This window comes from Tabrizicola sp., assembly GCF_030373185.1.
In the GTDB taxonomy this organism is placed as follows: Bacteria; Pseudomonadota; Alphaproteobacteria; order Rhodobacterales; family Rhodobacteraceae; genus Tabrizicola.
Genome location: NZ_JAUCZH010000004.1, coordinates 1 through 23,904, shown reverse-complemented (window position 1 = coordinate 23,904; position 23,904 = coordinate 1). Strand labels below are relative to the sequence as shown.

Below are 23,904 nucleotides of genomic sequence, written 5' to 3'. Positions count from 1 at the left end.
GTCTGGTTGATGCCTCTCAGAGGTTCAGACTGACCCATGCACCATTTCGGGACGAAGACCGCACGCAGGCATCGACAAAGGCAACGCCTTCAAGACCTTCCTTGAGACCCGGGAAAATGGTGCCGTCCGGCGCGGCCTCGCCCGTCTTGGCGGCGCGTATCGCGCGTGCGGCTTCGGTGTAGATGTTGGCGAATCCTTCGAGGTAACCCTCGGGGTGGCCGGGCGGTATGCGGCTGACACGCGCCGCCTCGGGGCCGGAGCCCGCACCGCCTCGGGTGATGAGTCGCTTGGACTGGCCGAAAGGCGTGAACCAAAGGTAGTTCGGGTCTTCCTGCGCCCATTCAAGCCCGCCTTTGGTGCCGTAGACCCGCAGGCGGAGGCAGTTCTCATTGCCGGGGGCCACCTGGCTGCACCAGAGCATGCCCTTGGCCCCGCCCTTGTAGCGCAGCATCACATGGGCGTTGTCATCGACGCGGCGGCCGGGGACGAAGGCGGTGAGGTCGGCGGCCAGAGTGTCGAGTGTCAGGCCAGAGACGAAATTCGCAAGGTTGAAGGCATGGGTGCCAATGTCGCCGGTGGAGCCGCCTGCGCCTGACCGCGCCGGATCAGTGCGCCAGTCGGCCTGTTTCTGGCCCGAACCTTCCAGGGCTTCCGTCAGCCAGTCCTGGGCGTATTCGACCTGCACCACGCGAAGGTCGCCCAAATCTCCGGCGGCGATCATCGCCTTCATCTGCCGGATCATCGGATAGCCGGTGTAGTTGTGCGTCAGCGCAAAGACGACGCCCGATGCCGCTGCCGCCTTGGCGAGCTTCTTTGCTTCGGGCAGGGTTGCGGTCAGGGGTTTGTCGCAGATCACATGGATCCCACGGCGCAGGAACTGCATCGCCACCGGGGCATGCATGTGATTCGGGGTGACGATTGCGACGGCGTCGATACCGTCCTTGCGCCGGGCTTCGCGCACGGCCATGTCTGCGAAACTTGTATAGGCACGGGCTACCCCGAGATCGGCGGCAGAGGCGAGCGCCTTGTCCGCATTGGATGAGAAACAGCCTGCAACCAGCTCATATTGGTCATCTATCCGGGCAGCAATACGGTGGACGGCGCCAATGAAGGCATCACGTCCGCCACCAACCATGCCAAGACGAAGACGGGGCGCGCGGGCGGTATGTGCGGCGTCAATGGGCATGGGCTTCCTCTCTGCGAAAATATCCCGGGGGGTGCGGGGGGCTGGCCCCCCGCTCCGACATGGTCAGTCCAGTCCAAGCATGCGGCGGTTGGCGGCCCGGTCAGTCCCTGCGTCGGCGAAATCGTCGAAGGCCTTCTCGGTCACCCGGATGATGTGGGCGTTGACGAAATAGGCCCCTTCGCGGGCGCCGTCTTCAGGGTGCTTCAGGCAACATTCCCATTCGACAACCGCCCAGCCGTCAAAGCCGTATTGTGTGAGTTTGGAGAAGATGCCGCCAAAATCGACTTGCCCGTCGCCCAGGCTGCGAAAGCGGCCGGCGCGGTTGACCCATGACTGGAAGCCGCCGTAGACACCCTGTCGCCCGGTGGGGTTCAGTTCGGCGTCCTTGACATGGAACATCTTTATCCGGTCGTGGTAGATGTCGATATGATCAAGATAATCAAGGTGTTGAAGGACATAATGACTGGGGTCGTAAAGCATGTTGGCCCGGCTGTGGCCTTTTACGCGGTCAAGGAACATCTCATAGCTGATCCCGTCATGCAGATCTTCGCCCGGGTGGATCTCGTAGCAGATGTCAATGCCGCAGTCCTCGGCGTGGTTCAGGATCGGCAGCCAGCGGCGGGCCAGTTCGTCAAAGGCCTCTTCCACAAGACCGGCCGGGCGCTGAGGCCAGGGATAGAGATAGGGCCATGCCAGCGCCCCCGAGAAAGTGGCATGGGCCGAAAGGCCAAGATTCTTCGAGGCGGTCAGCGCCTTCCTGACCTGATCGACTGCCCATTCCTGCCGCGCTTTCGGGTTGCCGCGGACGGATGGGGCGGCAAAGCCGTCAAAGGCGGTGTCATAGGCCGGGTGAACCGCGACAAGCTGGCCTTGCAGGTGGGTGGAAAGTTCTGTCACCTCCAGCCCGGCATTCTTCGCAACTCCCTTGAACTCGTCGCAATAGTCCTTTGATGTTGCAGCCTTTTCCAGATCGAAGAGGCGCCCGTCCCATGATGGAACCTGCACGCCGGCATAGCCGCAGTCGGCGGCCCATTCGGTGATGGATTTCCAGGAATTGAATGGCGCTGCATCACCGGCAAATTGCGCCAGAAACAGGGCCGGGCCTTTGATCGTCTTCATGTCTTTCCTCCCTGATCGGGCGCATCGCCCAAGTCCACCTTGCCCGGATGCTCAAGACCTTGCCTTTGTTCCGGATCGCGCTTTTCGATTTCGGCAACCAGCGCACGCGCAAGAAATTCACCGGCGCGGCCGACATCTTCCTTGATGATGATGGTCTCCCGCCGGAAGCGTCGCAAGACTGCGATGGCCTCTTTTGCGACTACGTCGAAATCGCGTCCCAGAACGCGCCCGGTGCTTTCTGCCCCCGCGATCGACGACATCGCGGCTGTGGTCGAGCCGACGACAAAGCCGTCCGGCGGGTTTGGCTGCGCAAAGCGGGCGGCGACGGCATCATCGATCGCTTCTCCGCCACTGTCAGAGGTGACCTTGTCGGCCAGTTCGAACGGCAGGCCAAGAAGCGCAGCCTCATCAGAGAAGCCCCAGGTCATGTGGCGGGCGTAAAGATGCGACCGGGGCGGCGCTATCAGGAACAGCCGCTTGCGCCCGCGCTGCGCCAGTGTGCGCACGGCAAGGCGGGCGAAGGCCTCGTTGTCGAAGTCGAAATAAGGGTGGTCGATCCCCATGTCGGTGCGGCCGTGGGTGGCGAAGGGAAATCCGCGTTCCTTCATGTAGCGGATGCGCGGATCGTCAGGCTTGGTCTGGTTCAGGATCACCCCGTCGGCACTTTCGGTTTCGACGATGTAGCGGATCGGCTCCATCGGATCCTGATCGGGGAAGAAGGGCATGACAACCATGTGGTAGGCGGTGCCGCGCAGCGCGTTTGCAATGGAGTAGATCAGCCGCGAGGTGTGGTTCATCACATCGGATTCGGTGGACAGGACCAAGGCAATCACATTGGTCTTGCCTGTGCGCAGGCGCACGCCGGCCCGGTTTGGCCGATATCCAAGCTGGGCGGCGGTTTCGCGCACCCGGCGCTTGGTTTCCTCGCCGATGTCGGGGGCATCCTTCAGGGCGCGGCTGACCGTGGCAATGGCAAGCCCGGTGGCGGCGGCGATAGTCTTCAGGGTCGGGCGCGCGGGCTCCGAATCAGGAAGCAGCAGCGGGGCGGGATCAGGCGGCATCGTCATGGCCTTCTCCTTTGTCCATCAGGCAAGCGCGGCGAATCCGGATGACTGATTCGCCGCTGCCGAGTCCTTTTGCCCTTGCAGAAAGTCCGCTGCCCAGGTCAGCAAAAATTGCTTGTCCTGCAACTCTCTCTGCGGTGTTTCGGCAATGCAGCATCGGACAGGTCTTACCTTGTTCAGCACGCGGAATCGCGCGGTTTCATCCATGGATCAAATCTTTTGCTTGGGCGGCCGACAAGTGAAAAGATATGTTGATTGGAAAAACTATAACGTTATAGGAATGAACTATAACGATTTAGAAACCGGGAGGAACGGATGAAACTGACAAAACTGACGGCCGTGCTTTGCGCATCGGTGGCCATGCCGGCCATGGCGACTGAACTTGAAGTCACCCATTGGTGGACCTCTGGCGGCGAAGCCGCGGCGGTAGCCGAGCTTGCAAAGGCGTTTGACGCAGCGGGTGACAAGTGGGTTGACGGAGCAATCGCCGGTGGCGGCGGCACGGCGCGTCCGATCATGATTTCGCGCATCACCGGCGGTGACCCGATGGGCGCTACCCAGTTCAACCACGGCCAACAGGCGCTGGAACTGGTCGAAGCCGGGCTGATGCTTGATCTGACCGACGTGGCCGAGGCAAACAACTGGAAGGAAGTGATCTTCCCGCAAAGCCTTCTGGAAGCCTGCACCGTGGACGGAAAGATCTTCTGCGCCCCGGTCAACATCCACTCGCCCGAGTGGCTGTGGCTGTCGAACAAGGCCTATGCCGATGCGGGTATTCCTGTTCCGGCCAACTGGGATGAGTTCGTGGCCAGTGCTCCGGCACTGGAAGCGGCAGGCAAGATCCCGCTGGCACTGGGCAACCAGCCCTGGCAGTCGAACCTTGCCTTCGGCGCGATGCAGATCGCGGTTTCGGGCATTGACAACTGGAAAGCCGTGAACGTCGACAAGAACATGGACGTGGCGGCAGGGCCAGAGTTTGCAAAGGTCTTTGCAGCGGCAGCCGAGGCGCGCAAGCTTGCCGCCAAGTCGACCGTGCAGGACTGGAATCAGGCGACCAACCTGGTGATCACCGGTGAAGCCGGCGGCCAGATCATGGGCGACTGGGCGCAGGGTGAATTCCAGGTGGCCGAGCAGGTTGCCGGCACCGACTATACTTGCCTGCCGGGCCTTGGCCTGAACGCCTATCTGTCCACGGGTGGGGATGCTTTCTACTTCCCCAAGAACGATGATCCGGAAATCGAAGCTGCTCAGAAGCGTCTGGCCGCACAACTGGTCAGCCCCGAAGTCCAGGTGGCCTTCAACCTCAAGAAGGGCTCGCTGCCGATCCGGGGTGACATCGATCTGGCGGCCGCCAACGACTGCATGAAGAAGGGCCTTGAGATCCTTGCGTCGGGCAACCTTCTGCCCACCGGCGACATGGTCTGGAGCCCGGATGTCGTGAAGCAGGCCGAAGACCTGATGGTCGAGTTCTGGAAGTCCGACATGCCCGCCGAGGATGCCCATACCAAATGGGTGGAGATCCTGAAAACCGGACTCTGAAGCTACTGAAAGTGGGGGCCGCCCGAGATTTGGGCGGCCCCTTTTCTGCACTGTATAGCCGGGGGGAACGGATGTCCGGGCAGCCAAAGCGCCTGTTGCGCAACCTTAACGCAAAGATCGCAGCGATACCGATGGTTCTGACCACGCTGGTGGTCTTCGTCGGCGGCACGATCTGGACGGTGGTCTATTCGTTCACCGATTCAAAGCTGTTGCCCCGGCTGCGCTGGGTGGGCTTTGATCAGTACGAGCGGCTCTGGTCAAACAGCCGCTGGATGGTCTCGATCGAGAACCTGATGTTCTTCGGCGTGCTGTCGCTGGTCTTCACAATAAGTGTCGGCTTCTTGCTGGCGGTGTTGATGGACCAGAAGATCCGCTACGAAGACACCTTCCGCACCATCATGCTTTACCCCTTTGCCCTGTCCTTCATCGTGACGGGGCTGGTGTGGCAATGGATTTTGAACCCGCAGTTCGGGATCGAGGGGATCGTGCGCGGCTGGGGTTGGGAGAGTTTCTCCTTTGACCCGCTGAACAACCCCCAAACCGTTCTTTACGGTCTGCTGATCGCCGGCCTCTGGCAAGGCACCGGCTTCGTGATGTGCCTGATGCTGGCCGGCCTGCGCGGGATTGACGAGGATATCTGGAAAGCGGCCCGGGTTGACGGAATCGCGACATGGAAAACCTATCTGGTTGTGATCGTGCCGATGATGCGGCCGGTGTTCATCACCACGCTGGTGATCGTCGCGGCCGGTATCATCAAGCTTTATGACCTTGTGGTCGCCCAGACCTCGGGTGGGCCGGGGGGCAACGCCTCTCAGGTGCCGGCGATGTATGTCTATGACTACATGTTCCAGGCGCAGAACCTGGGGCAGGGCTTTGCCGCCTCCACCATGATGCTGCTCAGCGTGCTGATCGTCCTCATCCCCTGGGCCTATCTGGAATTCGGAGGCAAGAAGCATGGCTGACACCGCCCTTCCCATGACCAAGTCCGCAGTGGTGCCAAGCGGGACCAAGCCCCGGCGCATCCTGTCGGGCCGCAACATCATGCTTTACGGCATCCTGATCGTTGTCTGCCTTTACTACATCCTGCCGCTGTGGGTCATGGTGATGACCAGCGTCAAGGGCATGCCCGAGGTCCGGCTGGGCAACATCTTCGCCCCGCCGGTGGAGATCACCTTCCAGCCCTGGGTCAAGGCCTGGTCCGAGGCCTGCACCGGCCTGAACTGTGACGGGCTGAGCCGGGGTTTCTGGAATTCGGTCCAGATCCTGATCCCCTCGGTGATCCTGTCTATCGTGGTGGCCAGCGTGAATGGCTATGCGCTGGTGAACTGGCGGTTCAAGGGGTCGGACGTATTCTTCACCATCCTGATCTTCGGGTCGTTCATCCCCTATCAGGTGATGCTTTATCCCATCGTCATCCTGCTGCGTGAAATGGGGATATACGGCACGCTCTGGGGGCTGGTGCTGGTGCATACGATCTTCGGCATGCCGATCCTGACGCTACTCTTCCGCAACTACTTCAGTTCCATTCCGGAAGAGCTGTTCAAGGCCGCAAGGGTGGACGGGGCCGGGTTCTGGGGCATCTACTTCCGCATCATGCTGCCGATGAGCCTGCCGATCTTCGTGGTGGCGCTGATCCTGCAAGTCACGGGGATCTGGAACGATTTCCTGTTCGGCGTCGTCTACACCAAGCCCGAGCTTTACCCGATGACCGTTCAGCTGAACAATATCGTCAACTCGGTCCAGGGCGTGAAGGAATACAACGTCAACATGGCCGCGACCCTTCTGACCGGGCTGGTGCCGCTGGTTGTCTACTTCATCTCTGGCAAACTCTTCGTCCGCGGTATCGCCGCTGGTGCCGTGAAAGGCTGAACGCATGACCAAATCCATCGAAGTCAAGGATCTCACGCTGAATTTCGGTTCCGTCTCGGTTCTGAAGAACATGAACATCGATGTTCAGGAAGGCGAATTCGTCGTGCTTCTGGGGCCATCAGGCTGCGGGAAATCAACGCTCTTGAACTGTCTTGCGGGGCTTTTGGACATCACCGAGGGGCAGATCTGGATCAAGGGCAAGAACGTCACCTGGTCCGAACCCAGCGCACGCGGGATCGGGATGGTGTTCCAGTCTTACGCGCTTTATCCGCAAATGACGGTGCGGGGGAACCTGTCCTTCGGCCTGAAAAACCAGCGCATGCCGAAGGACGAGATTGACCGCCGCGTCGCGCGGGCGTCGGAAATCCTTCAGATCGGGCCGCTCCTTGACCGCAAGCCCGGTGCCTTGTCAGGCGGGCAGCGGCAACGGGTGGCGATCGGTCGGGCGCTGGTCAGGGATGTGGATGTGTTTCTGTTCGACGAACCCCTGTCCAACCTTGATGCCAAGCTGCGCAGCGAACTGCGGGTAGAAATCAAGCGGCTCCATTCCAAGCTGAACAACACCATGGTTTATGTCACCCATGACCAGATCGAGGCGCTGACCCTGGCTGACCGGATCGCGGTGATGAAGGGCGGGGTGATCCAGCAGCTTTCAGACCCGCAGACCATCTACAACAAACCGTCGAACCTCTTTGTCGCGGGATTCATCGGCAGCCCGTCGATGAACTTTCTGCACGGCAAGACGGTGGATGGCGGGAAGGCCTTCCACTTTGGCGACCACAAGATCGATCTTGCCGGTTACGACGGCGGCGCGGTGCTGGAGCGGGATCAGGCGATCCTCGGCGTTCGTCCCGAACATATCACAGTGTCGCATGACGCCCCCGCTGGTCCGTCGATCCCGGCTGTAGTGGAGATTGACGAGCACCTGGGTGCCGACAGCCTTTTGTGGCTGAAAGCCGGTACAAAGGAGCTTTGCGTGCGGGTGCCGGTCGAAGGGCGCCTGCCTGCCGGGACGAAGGTTCACCTTGGCCTTGATATCGCCAAGGCCTCGCTGTTTGACAACAAGACGGAACAGAGGATCTGAAAATGCTCGATCTGGCGGGGGGCTGGACGCTTTCGGATGAAAGCGGCGCCTATGTCGTGCCGTTCGATCTGCCCGGCGACGGGATCACCGCGCTGCACCGGGCGGGGGTGATCCCTGACCCATACTGGGGCCGGAACGAATATGACGTGCGTTGGGTTTCCGAACGCGACTGGGTGGCGCGGCGGAGTTTTGCCCATGACGGAAGTGCTGCCGATCTGGTGATCGACGGGCTGGACACCGTGGCCGAGGTGCGGCTGAACGGGGTCTTGGTCCTGTCAGCGGCCAACGCGCATCGGCGCTGGCGGGTGGATGTGGCGGCCGCCCTGCACAGGGGCGACAATGAGATCGAAATCCTGTTCCGATCGCCCGTCCGCGAGGCGGCGGCACGGCAGGCAGCGATGCCGTTCTACATCCCCTATCAGCAGGTGAACGGCCCCATTCCCCATGCCAACATGCTGCGCAAGCAGCAATGCGATTTCGGCTGGGACTGGAATATTGCCCTTGGCGTGTTCGGCCTTTGGGGCGTCATCCAGCTGGAACCTCATGGCCCCCGAATCGGCGACATCATCATCACGCAAGCCCACCGGGCGGGTGAGGCCGAGGTGACGCTGGCCATCCATGCCGACGGGCTGGCCGAGGTGACCGCAACGCTTTGCGGTGTGACCCAGACTGCGCCGGTGCGGGCGGGCGTGGCGCGGATGACCCTGATGATTGCCGACCCGGTGCTGTGGTGGCCGTCTGGCCTTGGCGCGCAGGTGTTGCATGCCTTGACAGTGACGGGCGCGGGGGTCAGCGCCACCCGCAAGATCGGCCTGCGGGACATGCGGCTGGTCAGCGAACCCGACGCGGCGGGGCGGTCCTTTGGCGTGCAGGTGAACGGCCGGGCGGTCTTTGCGCGCGGGGCCAACTGGATTCCGGCCGATGCGTTGCATGGCCGGATCACGCAGGACGGCGTGCGCGGGCTGCTGCAATCGGCGCGCGACGCCAACATGAACATGATCCGCGTCTGGGGCGGCGGGCGGTATGAGCCTGACTGGTTCTATGACCTCTGCGACGAGTTGGGTCTGATGGTCTGGCAGGATTTCATGTTCGCCTGTCATCTTTACCCCTCGACGCCCGAATTTCTGGCCGAAGTGGATGCCGAGGTGCGCGATGTCGTCGCCCGGATCAGCCATCATGCCTGCATGGCGGTCTGGTGTGGTGACAACGAGCTGATCGGGGCGCTGACCTGGTTCCCTGAATCGCGCAAGGATCGTGATCGCTACCTTGTGAACTATGACCGGCTGAACCGGACGATCGAGGCCGCCTTGCACTCGGTTCTGCCCGGGGCGAACTGGTGGCCATCCTCGCCTTCGCCTGGGCCACTGGCCTTTGGCGATGCCTGGCATGATGACAGCAGCGGCGACATGCATTTCTGGTCCGTCTGGCACGAGGGGCGGGATTTTGACCACTACCGCGACGTCAGCCCCCGCTTCTGTTCGGAGTTCGGCTTTCAGTCCTATCCGTCGATGCAGACCATCCGCAAATTTGCCGCGCCAGAGGATTTCAACATCGCCGCCCCGGTGATGGAAAGCCACCAGAAGAACGGCGGCGGCAATGCCCGGATCGCCGAGACGATGTTCCGCTATTTCCGCTTTCCGGTGGATTTCCCGAACTTCGTTTACTTGTCGCAGGTCCAGCAGGGGCTGGCGATCAAGACGGCCGTCACCCATTGGCGCAGCCTGAAGCCGCATTGCCAAGGCACGCTTTACTGGCAGTTGAATGACACATGGCCGGTCTGTTCCTGGTCCGGCCTGGACCATGGCGGGAACTGGAAGCTGCTGCATCACATGGCGCAGCGGTTCTTCGCGCCGGTGACGGTGGTCGCTGTTCCCAGTGCGGAGGGGTTCGCGCTCAGGGGAATAAACGACGGGCCGGAAGCGGTGCGCGTTACAGTCACGGCGCGTGCGGCGGCGATGGACGGCACCACACGGATGCTGGCCGAGGCTGCGGTCACGCTGCCCACGGATGCAGCGGTGCCTGTGCTGACAGTTGCGCGGGATGCGCTTGGGCCGGATGAGGTGCTGGCTGTAATCTGGACAGGCGATGCCGAGGGCGGGGATGTCCACGCGCCAAAGCCTTGGAAGGCCTATGACCTGTTGCCCTCGGGCCTGAAGGCCGAGGTATATCTGGATGTCAGTATCTGGAAAATAACCATTTCAGTCAACGCACTCGCTCCGTTTGTTACAGTGGAGTCTGAAGTATCCGGCCGCTTTTCGACCAACGCCGTGTCCCTGCTGCCCGGCCATCCGGCCACGATCACCTTCACCCCAGATGATGCTTCGGCCACGCCGGGCTTCACCTTCCGAGATCTCCATTCCGCCACCTATGGCGGCTGACGAAAGGCCATGCGCATGTTCAGCTATCAACTCTATTCCTCGCGGAATTTCCCGCCGATGGACGCGACATTCCAGATGCTGGCCAAGGCCGGCTATAGCGCCGTTGAAGGCTATGGCGCGCTTTACGCAGACGACGCGGCGGTCGAGGCGACCAAAGCGGGGCTTGCGGCGACCGGTCTGACCATGCCGACCGGGCATTTCGGGCTTGGCCAGTTGGAAACCGATGTGGACAAGGTGCTGTCCATCGCGAAGTCCTTGAATATGGAGCGGCTTTTCTGCCCCTATGTCCTGCCCGAAGACCGTCCGACTGATGCGGCGGGCTGGGTGGCCTTTGGCGCCCGGCTACAGGCGGCAGGCGCACCCTACAAGGCTGCCGGCTACGGGTTCGGCTGGCACAACCATGATTTCGAATTCAAACTGCTGGCAGACGGCTCGCTGCCGCAGGACCGCATCTTCGAGGGCGGGCCGGGGCTGGAATGGGAGATGGACGTAGCCTGGGTGATCCGAGGCGGGGCTGACCCCTTGACCTGGATCGAGCGCTACAAGGACCGGATCACCGCGGCGCATGTGAAGGACATCGCGCCTGCTGGTGAGAACGCTGATGAGGATGGCTGGGCCGATGTCGGCCACGGCACTGTGGACTGGCCCGCGATCATGGCGGCGCTGCGGGGCATTGGCGTCAGGCATTTCGTCATGGAACACGACAACCCGAAGGATCACGCGCGCTTCGCCACGCGGTCGATCGCTGCGGCGAAAGCATTCTGAGGAAAAGAAAAATGGCAAATCTTGGCTTGGGTATCATTGGCTGCGGCAACATCTCGACCAGCTATCTTCGGCTGGCCCCCCTTTTCAAGGGGCTGGAGGTGCGCGCGGTCGCCGATGTGAACATGGAGGCCGCGAAAGCCCGCGCGGCGGAATTCAACACCAAGTCGCAGTCGGTCGATGACCTTCTGGCCAACAAGGACGTGGATGTGGTGATCAACCTCACCATCCCCGATGCGCATTACCCGGTCAGCAAGCGGATTCTGGAGGCGGGCAAGCATGCCTATTCCGAAAAGCCGCTGGTCCTGACGCTGGAGCAAGGGATAACCCTGCGCGATCTGGCCAAGTCGAAGGGTCTTGCTGTCGGCTGTGCGCCTGACACCTTCCTTGGCGGTGCGCATCAGCAGGCCCGCGCGGCGCTGGACGAGGGCCGGATCGGCACCATCACCGCGGGCTGTGCCGCCGTCCTCAATCACGGGATGGAGCATTGGCACCCCAACCCCGATTTCTTCTTCCAGCCGGGGGCGGGGCCGATGCTGGACCTTGGACCCTATTATATCGCCAACCTGATCAACTTCCTTGGTCCGGTTAAACGGGTAGGGGCGCTGACCTCATCGGCCGAGGCAGAGCGCACCATCTCCAACGGTCCGCGCACGGGCGAGAAGGTTCCGGTCAAGACGCCGACCAACATCCACGCCCTGATTGAATTTCACAACGGCGCCACGATCAACCTGTCCACCAGCTGGGACGTCTGGCACCACAAGCGCAACCACTTTGAGCTTTATGGCACCGAAGGCACGCTTTACGTCCCCGACCCCAACTTCTTTGGCGGCACGGTGGAAATCGGTGGACGCGACGGCAGCCTGACCGCGCTTGAGCCCTGGGACCACCCGTTCGGCAAGGTCAACCAGCACCACAACGGCCGCGATCTGGCCAATTACCGGACGGCAGGACTTGCCGACATGGTGGCGGCCCTGACCGAAGGTCGGGATGCGCGCTGCTCGCTGGAACGTACGCTGCACGGCGTGGATGTGATGATGGCTTGCCTGGCCTCGGGAGAGACCGGACAGTTCGTCACCCTGACCACCACCTGCACCCGCCCGGCGGCGCTGTCGCCCGATCAGGCGCGCGCGTTGCTGGTCTAGGAACGACCGCCCCGGCACCTCCCTTCCGGGGCGGCCCAGCGGGCGGGGCGAATGAGGGGGCGCCCCGCCCGCAATTGATTGCAAAGGTTGAAAAATGCTGCAAAATCCTGTCCTGCGCGGCTTCAATGCTGACCCGAGTTTCTGCCGGGTGGGGCAGGATTACTACATCGCCAAATCCACCTTCGAATGGTATCCGGGGGTGCAGATCCACCACTCCCGCGACCTGGTGAACTGGACGCTGGTCTGCCGCCCCCTGAACCGGGCAAGCCAGCTTGACCTGCGCGGCAACCCTGACAGTTGCGGCATCTGGGCGCCCTGCCTTTCCCATGCCGACGGGAAGTTCTGGCTGGTCTATACGGATGTCAAACGCCTCGATGGCGCGTTCAAGGACGCCCACAACTACATCGTCACCTGCGATACCATCGATGGCGATTGGTCGGACCGGACCTATGTCACCTCGTCGGGCTTCGATCCGTCGCTGTTTCACGATGCAGACGGACGGAAATGGTTCTTGAACATGCGCTGGAACCACCGCGGCAAGGGAACCGGGCTCAATCCCGCGCATGACGCCTTTGACGGGATCGAGTTGCAGGAATGGCACCCCGAACGCGGCCTTCTGGGCGACGTCACGACGATCTACACCGGCACCGACCTGGGCCTGACCGAGCCGCCGCATCTTTTTGCCCGCAACGGCTGGTATTACCTGACGACTGCCGAGGGTGGCACCGGCTATGATCACGCGGTGACACTTGCCCGCTCACGCAACATTCGCGGTCCATATCAGACGCATCCGCAAAAGCACCTGATCACTGCCCGCTTTTCTCCCGACAGCCCGATCCAGCGGATGGGCCACGGCCAGTATGTCGAAGGCCATGACGGGCGGCACTGGCACAGCTTTCTGTGCGGTCGGCCCCAGATTGGCCCGCGCGGCCCGTTCTGCGCCACGGGCCGTGAAACCGGGCTGGCCGAAGTGATCTGGCGCGACGACTGGCTTTGGCTGAAGGAGGGCGGGCAATTGGCGCCCGCGACCATTGATCTGCCTGCCCATCGGGCCCCGCCGACATCGGTCGAACATGACTTCACGGGCGACAGCCTGCCATCCGAGTTTCAATGGCTGCGCACGCCGCATCCCGAACGACTGTTCACCTTGACCGGCAGCGCCCTGCGCCTGACCGGGCGTGAAAGTCTTGGCTCATGGTTCGAGCAATCCCTTGTGGCACGCAGGCAAGAGGAACCGGCCTACCACGCCGAGGCCGATTTCCTTTGCGACCCGCCGAACTGGCAATGCGCGGCAGGGCTGATCACCTATTACAACCGGCACAAGTTCCACGCCGCCCTGATCACGCGTGAAGCGGGGCAGCGGGTGGTGACACTGGTGTCCTGTCTTGGTGACTGGCCGGGCGAGGCGCTGACCTGCCACGGGCAGTTTCCGGTGGCAGACGGCAAGGTGACGATCGGCGTCAGCGTCAACCGCGCCGCGCAACATCTTTTGATAAATGGGGTGGAAGTTGGCCCGGTCCTCGATGCTTCGCTCGTGTCGGACGAAGGCGGCAGAGGAGAGCATGCGTCCTTTACTGGCGCCTTTGTGGGCGTCGTTGCCCATGACCTGACCGGTCAGGGCTGGACGGCGGATGTCACAGGCTTCCGCTATGCGGAACTGGATTTGATCACATCTTGATTGCCGGGCAGATGCGGGCATAAAGGGGACAGAAGAATGGAGCCCCGATGGACGCGGACAACCGGAAGATACCGAGCCACGAGGTCACCTATACGCGCCTGCGCGACATGATCCTTTATGGCCATCTCGCCCCCGGCGCCCCGGTCACCATTCAGGGGCTCATCGCCGATCTTGGGGCCGGGATGACCCCGGTGCGTGAGGCGATCCGGCGCCTGACAGCGGAAGGCGCGCTATTGCCGCAAGGCAACCGGCGTGTGGCCGTGCCAGAGCTTTCGGCCGAAATGCTGGATCAGGTGGCCTTCGCGCGCCTTTCGATCGAACCAAGGCTGGCCGAGCTTGCGGCACCTCGCCTGACACCGGAACAGATCGACCGGCTTGAGGTGATCGACGGGGCGGTGAACCGGGCGATCGAGGCCGGAAACCTGCCAGATTACCTTGCCGCCAACCACGCCTTCCACTTTGCGCTTTATGAAGCGGCCGGGGCTCCGGTCCTTCTCGACCTGGTCCGGTCGCTGTGGCTGCGTGCCGGGCCGTCCCTGCGTGCCGTGATCGACCGATACGGCCGCGAAACCGCCCCGGACCTGCACCGCGAAGCACTGGCCGCGATGCGCGCAGGGGATGCCAAGGCCCTTTCCGCCGCCATCGAGCAAGACATCCAGCAAGGTCTGGACCACGTCCGTCAGGCCCTCGCCGAAGAGCCCTGAGTCCGTTTCCCCCGGCCAGATCGAGCGCTGGCGCGCACGGCTTTTCCCTCGCCTCTGCGCGCAGGCGCGCAACCGGCTCTGACGATGGGGGCATTCTGCCCCCAAACCCCCTGAGAGTATTTTGGAAAAGAGCAAGTCGATTGCGCTTTTTGCCAATACTCCGGGGAGCTCGAGGGGCTGGCCCCTCGTCAGCCGAGAAGGAGCGGCACGCGACGACGAGAGGAAAGGCTTGCGCGGAACGCGTGCATGGCTGTTCGGGGCTGTTTGGCTCAAGGATGGAAGTGGCTTTCCAGAAATTTGATCAAATTTCTTGAAGCCTGCTACGTTTGATCATATCCTGCCCCCAAGTCGGGGTGCGAGGCCCTGCCGATTCCGCGAGGGAAGCCGCATGAACATGATCACCAACCACCTGCCGACCGCTGAACTGCAACGTCTGGACGCGGCGCACCATTTTCACCCATTCACCGACAAGGCCGGCCTTGCCGCCAAGGGCGCGCGGGTCATCACCCGAGGCGAAGGCGTGTGGCTGACGGACAGCGAGGGTCACAAGATCATCGACGGGATGGCTGGCCTGTGGTGTGTGAACATCGGCTATGGCCGCAAGGAACTGGCGGCAGTCGCGGCGCGGCAGATGGAGGAACTGGCCTATTACAACACCTTCTTCCAGACCACCCACGTCCCGGCAATCGCGCTTGCCGCCGAGATTGCCAAGCTCGCGCCGGGCGATCTGAACCACGTCTTTTTCGCCGGTTCGGGGTCCGAGGCAAACGACACCAATATCCGCCTTGTCCGCCGCTACTGGGACGTCAAGGGCATGCCCTGGCGCAAGACGATCATCGCGCGCTGGAACGGCTATCATGGCTCGACCATGGGCGGCGGCAGCCTTGGCGGCATGAAGCCGATCCATGCGCATGGTGGCAAGATCGACGGAATCGAACATATCGACCAGCCTTACTGGTGGGGCGAGGGTGGCGACATGTCCGAAGACGACTTCGGCCTGGCCCGGGCGCGCCAGCTTGAGGAAAAGATCCTCCAGATCGGGCCGGACAATGTGGCGGCTTTCATCGGCGAGCCGGTTCAGGGGGCGGGCGGTGTGATCATCCCGCCAAAGACTTACTGGCCAGAGATTCAGCGCATCTGCACCAAATACGGGATCCTGTTGATCGCGGATGAGGTCATCACCGGCTTTGGCCGCACCGGCAACTGGTTCGGGTCCGAAACCTTTGGCATCAAGCCGCATATCATGACCATCGCCAAGGGGTTGTCCTCTGGCTACCAGCCGATCGGGGGCAGCATCGTCTGTGACGAGGTGGCCGAGGTTGTTGGCGGCGCTGGGGAATTCTTCCACGGCTACACCTATTCCGGTCATCCGGTCGCGGCGGCGGTGGCGCTTGAAAACCTGAGGATCATGCAGGACGAACATATTGTCGAACATGTCCGCGATGTGGCGCACCCCTATCTGAAGGAACGCTGGGACGCTCTGGCTGATCACCCCCTGGTGGGGGAGGCCAAGCTGGTCGGCCTGATGGGCTCCATCGCGCTGACGCCCGACAAGGCCAAGCGTGCCAAGTTCTCGGACGAGGCGAATGTCGGCTATCGTTGCCGCGAGCGGTGTTTTGCCAATGACCTGATCATGCGGGCTGTCGGGGATCGGATGATCATTGCGCCACCCCTTGTGATCACCCCGGCCGAGATCGACATTCTGGTCGACCGTGCGAAAAAAAGCCTTGATGAATGCTATCAGGGTCTGAAGGCCGACGGGGTGTCTGTGGCCTAGGTCCGAGGTCTGACCTTCGGGTCGGATCAGGCTTTCCGCATGCGGCCGCTTTGCCGCAGGGTCTTGAAGGCCGGTGAGGCGGGGCCTAGTGTCCCGCCCATCGGATAAGGGGCAGGGCATGGCCGGAAAGCGCAGCATTTTCGAAGAGGTCGGGGCGGGGCAGGGTTCCGCTGTCGCCCCCACTGGCGGGGGCATTGATGCGCGGCCTCGGGGTGCGCGGCGGGGCATCCGGCTTTGGCTGATTGCGCTGTTCCTTCTGGTGGTCACAATGATTGCCGTGGGTGGGATGACCCGGCTGACCGACTCGGGCCTGTCGATCACCGAATGGCGCCCGGTCACCGGGGCCGTGCCGCCGATGACCGAAGCCGCATGGGCCGAAGAGTTCGACAAGTACCGCCAGATCCCGCAATATCAGTTGGTCAACAAGGGGATGAGCCTTGAGGACTTCAAGGTCATCTATTGGTGGGAATGGGGACATCGCCAGCTTGGCCGGCTGATCGGGCTGGTCTGGGCGGTGGGTTTCATCGGTTTTGCGGCGACAAGGCAGATCCCGCCGGGCTGGACGGGTCGGCTTTTGCTGCTGGGGGGCTTGGGCGGGCTTCAGGGGGCGATCGGCTGGTGGATGGTTGCCTCGGGTCTGACCGGGGAAATGGTGGCTGTGGCCAGTTACCGGCTGGCGACGCATCTGGGCCTCGCCTTTGTGATCCTTGGCTTTCTGGGCTGGTATGTCCTGCTCCTTGGCCGGTCGGAGGCCGAGTTGATGACCGCCCGGCGCGGACGCGAGGCGAAGCTCTTTGGTCTGTCGACCGGATTGATGCATTTCGCCTTTCTGCAAATCCTGCTGGGCGCGCTGGTCGCCGGCATCGACGCGGGTCGCGCCTTTCCGACATGGCCAGACATGAACGGCCAGTTCTTCCCGGCCGATGCCTTTCATGTGCCGGATGGGGCGGGGGGCAGTCTGCCGGTCTGGCATGCTTTCTTTGAAAACCCCGGGTTGGTGCAGTTCATGCACCGGATGGCAGGGTATCTGCTCTTTGCCTTTGGTGTTGTGGTCTGGCTGCGGGGGCGTCGGTCGGCCTACCGGGCGACGCAAGGTGCCTTTCATGCCGTGATGGCGATGCTGGTGGCGCAGATGGTGCTGGGCATCGTCACGGTTCTGACGGTCGCCCACATGCATGTGGCGATCACCCATCAGATTGGCGCGGTGATCCTGTGGGTCTTGATCCTGCGGGCGCGCTATCTTTCACAGTACCCCGTGGCGGGGTCGATCCGAGAAGGCACGGCATGAACGCGTATGATGAACTGATGGCATTCCAGCGCCAGACCGAGGCTTTGGCGCAAGTGGCGGGTCGCTTGGGCTGGGATCAGGAAACGGTGATGCCGGAAGGTGCCGCCGGACAGCGGGCTGAAGAGATCGGCGCGTTGGAGTCGGTGCTGCATGCCCGGCGCACCGATCCGCGGATTGCTGGTTGGCTGGCGGCGGCGGTGGCCCCCGATGCGGTGGGCGAGGCGCAGTTGCGTCAGATCCGGCGCAGCTTTGTGCGCACCTCCAAGGTGCCGGCACGGTTGGCCGAAGAGATCGCGCGTGTCACCTCGCTTGCGCAAGGCATCTGGGCCAGCGCGCGGGCGCGTGAGGATGTGGCGGGGTTCCTGCCGACGCTTGCACAGGTCGTGGCCCTGAAACGCGAGGAAGGGGCGGCGCTGGCAGAAGGCGGTGATCCCTATGATGCGCTGGTCGACGATTACGAACCCGGCATGACCGGGGCCGAGATAGCGGCGATGTTTGCCGCGATGCGGCCAAGGCTGGTGGCCTTGCGTGCAAAGGTTCTGGCAGCGGGGGCGCCGAAGGGCGTGGTCGGGCGGTTTGACTCCGAAGCGCAGATGGCGCTGAGCCGGGAACTGGCGACGGTCTTTGGCTATGACTGGGATCGGGGGCGGATTGATCTGGCGGTGCATCCGTTCAGCTCCGGCTCGGGCCATGACGTGCGGATCACCACCCGGGTCAGCGAGGTAGACCCGTTCAACTGTTTCTATTCAACCATCCACGAGGTTGGCCACGCCGCTTATGAGCAGGGGGTGGAGGCAAGCTATGCGCTGACCCCGATCGGGCAGGGGGCATCCATGGGGGTGCATGAAAGCCAAAGCCGCAGCTATGAAAATCAGCTTGGCCGCAGCCGTGCCTTCACCGGCTGGCTCTTTGGCCGGATGCGCGAGGTGTTCGGTGATTTCGGGATCCCCGATGCGGAAGGGTTCTACCGCGCGGTGAACCGGGTGCATGCGGGCTATATCCGCACCGAAGCTGACGAGGTGCATTACAATCTGCATGTGATGATGCGCTTTGATCTGGAACGGGCGCTGATCAAGGGTGATCTGGACGTGGCCGACCTTGAGGCGGCGTGGAATGACCGCTTCCGCGCGGATTTCGGGGTGGCGGTGGACCGGCCGTCAAACGGGATGTTGCAGGACGTGCATTGGTCCTGCGGCCTTTTTGGCTATTTCCCGACCTATACGCTGGGAAATGTCTATGCCGGCTGTCTGGTCAAGGCGCTGCGGGCCAAGGTGCCGGGGCTGGACGGCCAGATGGCCAGGGGTGATGTTGGTGCTGCGACGGCCTGGATGCGCGACCGGCTGCAACGGCACGGCGCGCGCTATCTGCCGCGCGAGGTGGTGGCGCAGGCCTGCGGGTTCGAGCCTTCCGAAGCGCCACTGCTGGATTACCTTGAGGCGAAGTTCGGGGAAATCTACGCGCTGTGAGCGGAAGTGACAGCCCCGCAGTCTGGCTGCTGGCCCTTGGCCAGACGCTGATCTACGCGGGCTGCTATTATTCCTTCCCCGCCCTTCTGCCCGATCTTGCTGCAGCAACGGGTTGGACCAAGGCAGAACTGGCGCTTGGTCCAACGCTGGCCTTTCTGATCATGGCGGCGTTGACGCCCTTTACCGGACGTCTGGTTGACCGGGGTCTGGGCGGTGAGATGCTGATCTGGTTGCCGGGGCTTGCCGCGCTTGGGGTTGCCGGGCTGGGACTGGTGAACAGCCTGACCGGCTGGATCCTGTGCTGGGCCGTGATCGGCGTGGCGCAGGCAGGCACACTGTACGAGACCTGTTTTGCCTTTTTGACCCGCCGTCTGGGCGAAGGCGCGCGGGGCGCGATCACCAAGGTCACGCTGGTGGCCGGTTTTGCCGGCACTCTGGCCTTTCCACTGGGGCATTGGCTGGGTCGGGTCGTGGGCGGGCAGGGCGGGTTTCTGGCTTTTGCAGCGATAATGCTGCTGGTCATTCCCTTGAACGCGGTGGCGGTTGTTCGGCTGCGACGGCGGGAACGGGCCGAACTCGCGGTGCCGCCAACCCCTCCCGGCACGTTGCAGGCGGCGCTGCGCAAGCCCGCCTTCTGGATCATCGCGGCGGCCTTTACGGCGGTCTACCTGAACCATGGCGTGCTGATCACCTATGTGCTGGTCTTGTTCGCCGACCGGGGGGCCGGGGCCGGGATGGCTGCGCTTGCGGCGGCGTCCATCGGCCCGGCGCAGGTTGTGGGGCGGCTTTTGCTCTTGATGGCCGGGGCGCGGGTCACGACGGGGCAGGCAACACTGGCGGCCCTGGGCGGGGTGGTGCTGGCAAGTGCGCTTTTGTGGTCCGCCGGTGCGGCCCCGGTGCTGATCTTCGCCTTTGCGCTGGCACAAGGGGCCGGGGCGGGGCTGATGTCGATCCTGCGGCCCGTGCTGATTGCCGAGGTGCTGGGGCGGCAGGGCTTTGGCGTGGTGTCCGGCGCGGTGGCGGTGGCCCCGATCCTCGCCTCGGCCGCCGCGCCGTCGGTGGGCGCGGGGTTGCTGCTTCTGGGCGGGCCGCAACTGGTTTACGCGGCCTGCCTTGGATTGGCGGGTCTTGGCCTTGTGCTGGCGCTTTGGCTTCTGGCGCGGCGACCCGATCCGTTCAGCAGCTGATGCAGGAACAACGGCCCGCCGGTTCCGGTCTTGCGCCGACCAAAGTCGGCAGGGGTCAGCCCTTGGGTTTCAGGAACCGCCCGTCGATCATGGCGCCGCTTTCGATGACAATACCCTTGGTGGTCACATCGGCTTTCACCTCGGCGGTGGAGCGCAGGGTGAGGCTTTCGCAGGCAACCTTGCCATCCAGCTTGCCCTTCACTTCAACGCTGGCGGCTGTAACCGATCCCGTGACCTTGCCTTCCTGACCTATAATCAGACCGTGGGCTGCAATGTTTCCGTCAATCTCTCCCAGCACCTCGACCGAGCCGGTGGTCGAGACTTCACCAGTGATGCGAAGGTCGGCCCCAAGGACGGAGCGTCCGGCATTGGCCCCCGGGCCGGTCGGGCGGGAGACCGACGGGGTCGGGGCTGCTGTGGGGTCGGCGGTCTTGGAGAACATCGTGGACTATCCTTGCAAGGGTTCCCCGATAAGGCGGGATCAGGCCGGGGCGGTCAAGGGGCGCTGTCATCCGCAAGCGGGTTTCCCGCCGATGTGATGTCGTATCGGGGCCTGACAAAGGGCGTGCGGAGTGGTCAGATGGGGCGGGAATCAATGGGGAGTAATGAAATGGCGGATGGATTTTTCGCTCCGGTGTCGGGGTTTGATCTGCCGCGCTTTGCAGGGGTGCCGACGTTCATGCGGCTGCCGCATGTGCCGTTTGAGCATCCGAGGTTCGCAGAGGTGCAGATCGGTCTTATCGGCGCGCCCTGGGATGGGGGGACGACCAACCGCCCCGGCCCGCGCCACGGTCCGCGCCAGTTGCGTGACCTGTCCACGATGATCCGGGCGGTCAATGGTGCGACATGGGTGGCGCCTTTTGACCTTGCAGCTTGCGCGGACCTTGGCGATGTGGCGCCCAATCCGGCGGACCTGATGGATTCGATGGCCCGGATGGAGGCGTTCTATGACCGGGTGGTCGCGGCCGGGGTGTTGCCTCTGACCGGCGGTGGCGATCATCTGTGCAGCCTGCCGATCCTGCGGGCGGTAGCGAAGAAACGCCCTGTCGGGATGATCCAGTTCGACAGCCATACCGACCTGAACGACATCTATTTCGGCACCAGCCGCTACAACCACGGCACCCCCTTCCGCCGCGCCGTGGAGGAAGGCTTGATCGACCCGAAGCGCTATTGCCTGATCGGCATTCGCGGTACGGCCTATGGGCGCGAAGACTGGGATTTTGCCGCCGCCAACGGGATCCGCATCATCCCGATTGCCGAGTTCCACGCCCGTGGCCCGGAGGACGTGATGGCCGAGGCGCGCGAGATCGTGGGGTCGGGACCGGTCTATGTGACCTATGACATCGACTTTGTAGACCCTACCTTCGCGCCCGGAACCGGCACGCCCGAGGTGGGCGGGCCGAATTCGTGGCAGGCCTTGCAGGTGGCGCGGGGGCTGCGGGGGCTGGATGTGGTGGGGGCGGATCTGGTCGAGGTGTCTCCTCCCTTCGATCCGTCAGGTGGGACGGCGTGGCTGGGGATCAGCCTGATGTTCGAAATGCTCTGCGTGATGGCAGAGCGGGTCGCGGGGCTGGCGCCGCGCTAGTTTCCGGGAGGCGTCGCATGCGGCAGGCCCCCGATGCGCTGCCCCGGACCCGGAGTATTCTTGAAAAGAGCAGACTGGAAGGGAAAAGCCATGGGTGGCAGTGCCGAGATGATCATCACCAATGCGCGGGTTCAGACGATGGATCCGGCGCGACCAAGGGCTGAGGCGGTCGCCATTGCCGGGGGGCGGATTCTGGCGGTAGGTGGGCAGGCCGAAGTGGCGGCACTGGCGGGGCCGGGCTGCAAGGTCGTTGATGCGGGAGGGCGGTCGCTTTTGCCGGGCTTTGTGGAAAGCCATCTGCATCTGGTTCTGGGCGGCAATGAGCTTTCTCAACTGCAACTGGGTGGAGTGGAGGGGTTCGACGCGCTGGTATCGGCATTCCGTGCCTTTGCGGCGGCGAACCCCGGTCTGCCGCTGCTGATGGCACAAGGGGCAGCCTATGAGATTCTGGATAGTCCGGTCACGCGGCACGATCTTGACCAGGTGATCGGGGATCGCCCGATTGCTATGATGTCCCCGGATCATCACACGGTTTGGGCCAATACGGCGGCTTTGCGGGCGGCGGGCATCCTTCATGGGGCCGTGATGCCGCATGGGCATGAGGTGGTGATGGCCGACGATGGCACGGCCTCGGGCGAATTGCGCGAGTTCGAGGCTTTCGGTCCGATCCTTGCCCTTGGCGGCGATGCGCATCTGCAACTGGGCATTGCCACCGGGGGTGAGCCAGACCCGTGGCCCTCGGCTGAACAACGCGAAAAGGACAAGGCCAAGATCGCCGCAGGGCTGGCGCATTGTACGGCACATGGGATCACCTCGATGGTGAACATGGACGGTAACCGCTACACCTGCGTGCTATTGCAGGAGATGGCCGATGAGGGGAGGCTGACTGCGAGGGTCAAGGTGCCGTTCCACTTCAAGCCGCACATGGAGCTGTCGGAACTGGACCGCGCCAGCGCAATGGCGGCCGAGTTTACTGGCGAATGGGTGACATCAGGCTTCGTCAAGATGTTCATGGACGGGGTGGTAGACAGCCGCACAGCCTTCATGCTGCAGGACTATCCCGGGACGACCGAGCGGGGCGCGCCGCTGTTCCCGCCGGCGCGTTTCAACGACATCTGCGCCGAGATCGACCGACGCGGCCTGCAGATCGCGGTTCATGCCATCGGCGACGGTGCCGTGCGCCAGACGATTGATGGCTATGAGGCGGCGGCACAGCGCAATGGCGCGCGTGACGCCCGGCATCGGATCGAACATATCGAGCTGATCGACCGGGCCGATGTGCCAAGGCTGGGCGTCTTGGGCATCACGGCCAGCTTGCAGCCACCCCACCCGCCAGGGGCGATGGATTTTCCGATGGCAACGATGGAGAGCGTGTTCCACCGCGACCGCTGGCGCGACGCCTATCTGTGGAAGACCCTTGCCGATCATGGCGCGCCACTGGCGTTTGCAAGTGACTGGCCGGTGACGGATGTCAGTGTAATGCGCGGCATTCAGGCGGCACTGACCCGCGTTCCTTATGACGGATGTCAGGATGAACGGGTGGCTCTGCCCGACGTTCTGCGCGCCTATACGGCGGGCGGGGCCTGGGCCGCACATCTGGAGGGGCTGACCGGAACCTTGCGCGAAGGCCTCGTGGCGGACCTCGTGCTGATCGACGGCGATATCGAGACGATTCCGGCGCAGAATCTGGGGCAAACAGGAATCACCCTGACCATCGTCGGGGGTCGAACGACGTATGACCCGGACGGACTTGTGGGAAGCGACAGCTGAAATCCCGGCCCAAAACGCTTCATTTGCAGGCGTTTTGGACGGTCTGGAAAAAATCGTCATACGCTTGTGATTTTCTGCTTGCGGCCTGCCGACACCGGACGTAAAAGCCCCCTCACCGAAGCGGAGGAGAAGCGGAAACGCGGAACTGACGGGACGGGAAGCGGCGACGAAGATCGCTGTGACGACAATCTGGAGGCAAGAAGGCAGGTACGCCAGAAGTTCTGGCGCGCTGCGTGTTTTGTGTCCGTGCTCTTTGAGACTGATTGGAATTGAAGGGATATGCGGGCGGTTTGGGCGCATCGG

General features: G+C 63.1%; 20 protein-coding genes. 15 read left to right on the top strand and 5 right to left on the bottom strand.

The genetic code is table 11. From position 1 onward, the window contains the following. Nucleotides 1-16: 16 nt before the first annotated feature. From QUV21_RS08340 to QUV21_RS08325, 4 genes are all read right to left on the bottom strand, one after another. Nucleotides 17-1,186, bottom strand: a complete 1,170-nt coding sequence (locus QUV21_RS08340) for a Gfo/Idh/MocA family oxidoreductase (RefSeq protein WP_300854195.1) — start codon at nucleotides 1,184-1,186, stop codon at nucleotides 17-19. A 63-nt stretch (nucleotides 1,187-1,249) separates the two neighbouring features. Then, nucleotides 1,250-2,305 carry a sugar phosphate isomerase/epimerase gene (locus QUV21_RS08335; protein ID WP_300854194.1) on the bottom strand — a complete coding sequence of 352 codons (1,056 nt, stop codon included), beginning with the start codon at nucleotides 2,303-2,305 and terminating at the stop codon, nucleotides 1,250-1,252. After that, complete coding sequence (locus QUV21_RS08330; RefSeq protein ID WP_300854193.1) at nucleotides 2,302-3,372, bottom strand: LacI family DNA-binding transcriptional regulator; 1,071 nt, start codon at nucleotides 3,370-3,372, stop codon at nucleotides 2,302-2,304. The genes QUV21_RS08335 and QUV21_RS08330 overlap by 4 nt, the downstream gene beginning before the upstream one ends. An 18-nt stretch (nucleotides 3,373-3,390) precedes the next feature. Next, nucleotides 3,391-3,576 carry a hypothetical protein gene (locus tag QUV21_RS08325; protein ID WP_300854192.1) on the bottom strand — a complete coding sequence of 62 codons (186 nt, stop codon included), beginning with the start codon at nucleotides 3,574-3,576 and terminating at the stop codon, nucleotides 3,391-3,393. A 108-nt stretch (nucleotides 3,577-3,684) separates the two neighbouring features. On the opposite strand from QUV21_RS08325, the gene QUV21_RS08320 reads away from it, so the two are divergent. The 13 genes from QUV21_RS08320 to QUV21_RS08260 all read left to right on the top strand — a co-directional run bounded on the left by QUV21_RS08320 (nucleotide 3,685) and on the right by QUV21_RS08260 (nucleotide 20,246). Beyond that, nucleotides 3,685-4,908 carry an ABC transporter substrate-binding protein gene (locus QUV21_RS08320; protein ID WP_300854191.1) on the top strand — a complete coding sequence of 408 codons (1,224 nt, stop codon included), beginning with the start codon at nucleotides 3,685-3,687 and terminating at the stop codon, nucleotides 4,906-4,908. A 71-nt stretch (nucleotides 4,909-4,979) separates the two neighbouring features. Beyond that, nucleotides 4,980-5,870 (top strand): sugar ABC transporter permease, encoded by an 891-nt coding sequence (locus tag QUV21_RS08315; RefSeq protein ID WP_300854190.1) that lies wholly within the window; start codon nucleotides 4,980-4,982, stop codon nucleotides 5,868-5,870. Beyond that, complete coding sequence (locus tag QUV21_RS08310) at nucleotides 5,863-6,777, top strand: carbohydrate ABC transporter permease (RefSeq protein WP_300854189.1); 915 nt, start codon at nucleotides 5,863-5,865, stop codon at nucleotides 6,775-6,777. The genes QUV21_RS08315 and QUV21_RS08310 overlap by 8 nt, the downstream gene beginning before the upstream one ends. Nucleotides 6,778-6,781: 4 nt before the next feature. Continuing rightward, a complete protein-coding gene (gene ugpC / locus QUV21_RS08305) occupies nucleotides 6,782-7,861 on the top strand; it encodes a sn-glycerol-3-phosphate ABC transporter ATP-binding protein UgpC (RefSeq protein ID WP_300854188.1) in 1,080 nt (359 codons plus the stop codon). A gap of 2 nt (nucleotides 7,862-7,863) precedes the next feature. Beyond that, the gene (locus QUV21_RS08300) at nucleotides 7,864-10,239 is read left to right on the top strand and encodes a glycoside hydrolase family 2 protein (protein WP_300854187.1); all 2,376 of its coding nucleotides are present in this window, start codon (nucleotides 7,864-7,866) and stop codon (nucleotides 10,237-10,239) included. Between the two features lie 15 nt (nucleotides 10,240-10,254). Next, nucleotides 10,255-11,004: a sugar phosphate isomerase/epimerase gene (locus tag QUV21_RS08295; RefSeq protein ID WP_366907734.1), complete on the top strand. Its 750-nt coding sequence runs from the start codon at nucleotides 10,255-10,257 to the stop codon at nucleotides 11,002-11,004. 11 nt (nucleotides 11,005-11,015) lie between these two features. After that, entirely contained in the window at nucleotides 11,016-12,146 is a 1,131-nt protein-coding gene (locus QUV21_RS08290) for a Gfo/Idh/MocA family oxidoreductase (RefSeq protein ID WP_300854185.1), read from the top strand. Between the two features lie 94 nt (nucleotides 12,147-12,240). Then, a complete protein-coding gene (locus QUV21_RS08285) occupies nucleotides 12,241-13,824 on the top strand; it encodes a glycoside hydrolase family 43 protein (RefSeq protein ID WP_300854184.1) in 1,584 nt (527 codons plus the stop codon). A gap of 47 nt (nucleotides 13,825-13,871) precedes the next feature. Then, nucleotides 13,872-14,528 carry a GntR family transcriptional regulator gene (locus QUV21_RS08280; protein WP_300854183.1) on the top strand — a complete coding sequence of 219 codons (657 nt, stop codon included), beginning with the start codon at nucleotides 13,872-13,874 and terminating at the stop codon, nucleotides 14,526-14,528. Nucleotides 14,529-14,916: 388 nt separating this feature from the next. Continuing rightward, complete coding sequence (locus QUV21_RS08275) at nucleotides 14,917-16,305, top strand: aspartate aminotransferase family protein (protein ID WP_300854182.1); 1,389 nt, start codon at nucleotides 14,917-14,919, stop codon at nucleotides 16,303-16,305. Nucleotides 16,306-16,423: 118 nt separating this feature from the next. Beyond that, complete coding sequence (gene ctaA / locus QUV21_RS08270; RefSeq protein ID WP_300854181.1) at nucleotides 16,424-17,593, top strand: heme A synthase; 1,170 nt, start codon at nucleotides 16,424-16,426, stop codon at nucleotides 17,591-17,593. Continuing rightward, on the top strand, nucleotides 17,590-19,059 hold the full coding sequence (locus QUV21_RS08265; protein ID WP_300854180.1) for a carboxypeptidase M32: 1,470 nt from the start codon (nucleotides 17,590-17,592) through the stop codon (nucleotides 19,057-19,059). The genes ctaA and QUV21_RS08265 overlap by 4 nt, the downstream gene beginning before the upstream one ends. After that, entirely contained in the window at nucleotides 19,056-20,246 is a 1,191-nt protein-coding gene (locus QUV21_RS08260; RefSeq protein ID WP_300854179.1) for an MFS transporter, read from the top strand. The genes QUV21_RS08265 and QUV21_RS08260 overlap by 4 nt, the downstream gene beginning before the upstream one ends. Nucleotides 20,247-20,301: 55 nt before the next feature. Here the strand turns inward: QUV21_RS08260 and QUV21_RS08255 are convergent, their stop codons facing one another. Further along, complete coding sequence (locus QUV21_RS08255) at nucleotides 20,302-20,688, bottom strand: polymer-forming cytoskeletal protein (RefSeq protein ID WP_300854178.1); 387 nt, start codon at nucleotides 20,686-20,688, stop codon at nucleotides 20,302-20,304. A 168-nt stretch (nucleotides 20,689-20,856) separates the two neighbouring features. On the opposite strand from QUV21_RS08255, the gene QUV21_RS08250 reads away from it, so the two are divergent. Then, nucleotides 20,857-21,831, top strand: coding sequence for an agmatinase (locus QUV21_RS08250; RefSeq protein ID WP_300854177.1), 975 nt, complete (start codon nucleotides 20,857-20,859; stop codon nucleotides 21,829-21,831). A gap of 90 nt (nucleotides 21,832-21,921) precedes the next feature. After that, nucleotides 21,922-23,601, top strand: a complete 1,680-nt coding sequence (locus QUV21_RS08245; protein WP_300854176.1) for an amidohydrolase — start codon at nucleotides 21,922-21,924, stop codon at nucleotides 23,599-23,601. Nucleotides 23,602-23,904: the final 303 nt, after the last annotated feature.

Bases quoted from the DNA above. Each gene is read 5' to 3' on its own strand.
- QUV21_RS08315 (WP_300854190.1), top strand. From the start codon at position 4,980: ATGTCCGGGCAGCCAAAGCGCCTGTTGCGCAACCTTAACGCAAAGATC.
- QUV21_RS08325 (WP_300854192.1), bottom strand. From the start codon at position 3,576: ATGGATGAAACCGCGCGATTCCGCGTGCTGAACAAGGTAAGACCTGTC.
- QUV21_RS08335 (WP_300854194.1), bottom strand. From the start codon at position 2,305: ATGAAGACGATCAAAGGCCCGGCCCTGTTTCTGGCGCAATTTGCCGGT.
- QUV21_RS08285 (WP_300854184.1), top strand. From the start codon at position 12,241: ATGCTGCAAAATCCTGTCCTGCGCGGCTTCAATGCTGACCCGAGTTTC.
- QUV21_RS08245 (WP_300854176.1), top strand. From the start codon at position 21,922: ATGGGTGGCAGTGCCGAGATGATCATCACCAATGCGCGGGTTCAGACG.
- QUV21_RS08280 (WP_300854183.1), top strand. From the start codon at position 13,872: ATGGACGCGGACAACCGGAAGATACCGAGCCACGAGGTCACCTATACG.
- QUV21_RS08250 (WP_300854177.1), top strand. From the start codon at position 20,857: ATGGCGGATGGATTTTTCGCTCCGGTGTCGGGGTTTGATCTGCCGCGC.
- QUV21_RS08265 (WP_300854180.1), top strand. From the start codon at position 17,590: ATGAACGCGTATGATGAACTGATGGCATTCCAGCGCCAGACCGAGGCT.
- QUV21_RS08255 (WP_300854178.1), bottom strand. From the start codon at position 20,688: ATGTTCTCCAAGACCGCCGACCCCACAGCAGCCCCGACCCCGTCGGTC.
- QUV21_RS08275 (WP_300854182.1), top strand. From the start codon at position 14,917: ATGAACATGATCACCAACCACCTGCCGACCGCTGAACTGCAACGTCTG.
- QUV21_RS08290 (WP_300854185.1), top strand. From the start codon at position 11,016: ATGGCAAATCTTGGCTTGGGTATCATTGGCTGCGGCAACATCTCGACC.
- QUV21_RS08340 (WP_300854195.1), bottom strand. From the start codon at position 1,186: ATGCCCATTGACGCCGCACATACCGCCCGCGCGCCCCGTCTTCGTCTT.
- ctaA (WP_300854181.1), top strand. From the start codon at position 16,424: ATGGCCGGAAAGCGCAGCATTTTCGAAGAGGTCGGGGCGGGGCAGGGT.
- ugpC (WP_300854188.1), top strand. From the start codon at position 6,782: ATGACCAAATCCATCGAAGTCAAGGATCTCACGCTGAATTTCGGTTCC.
- QUV21_RS08320 (WP_300854191.1), top strand. From the start codon at position 3,685: ATGAAACTGACAAAACTGACGGCCGTGCTTTGCGCATCGGTGGCCATG.
- QUV21_RS08330 (WP_300854193.1), bottom strand. From the start codon at position 3,372: ATGACGATGCCGCCTGATCCCGCCCCGCTGCTGCTTCCTGATTCGGAG.
- QUV21_RS08310 (WP_300854189.1), top strand. From the start codon at position 5,863: ATGGCTGACACCGCCCTTCCCATGACCAAGTCCGCAGTGGTGCCAAGC.
- QUV21_RS08295 (WP_366907734.1), top strand. From the start codon at position 10,255: ATGTTCAGCTATCAACTCTATTCCTCGCGGAATTTCCCGCCGATGGAC.
- QUV21_RS08300 (WP_300854187.1), top strand. From the start codon at position 7,864: ATGCTCGATCTGGCGGGGGGCTGGACGCTTTCGGATGAAAGCGGCGCC.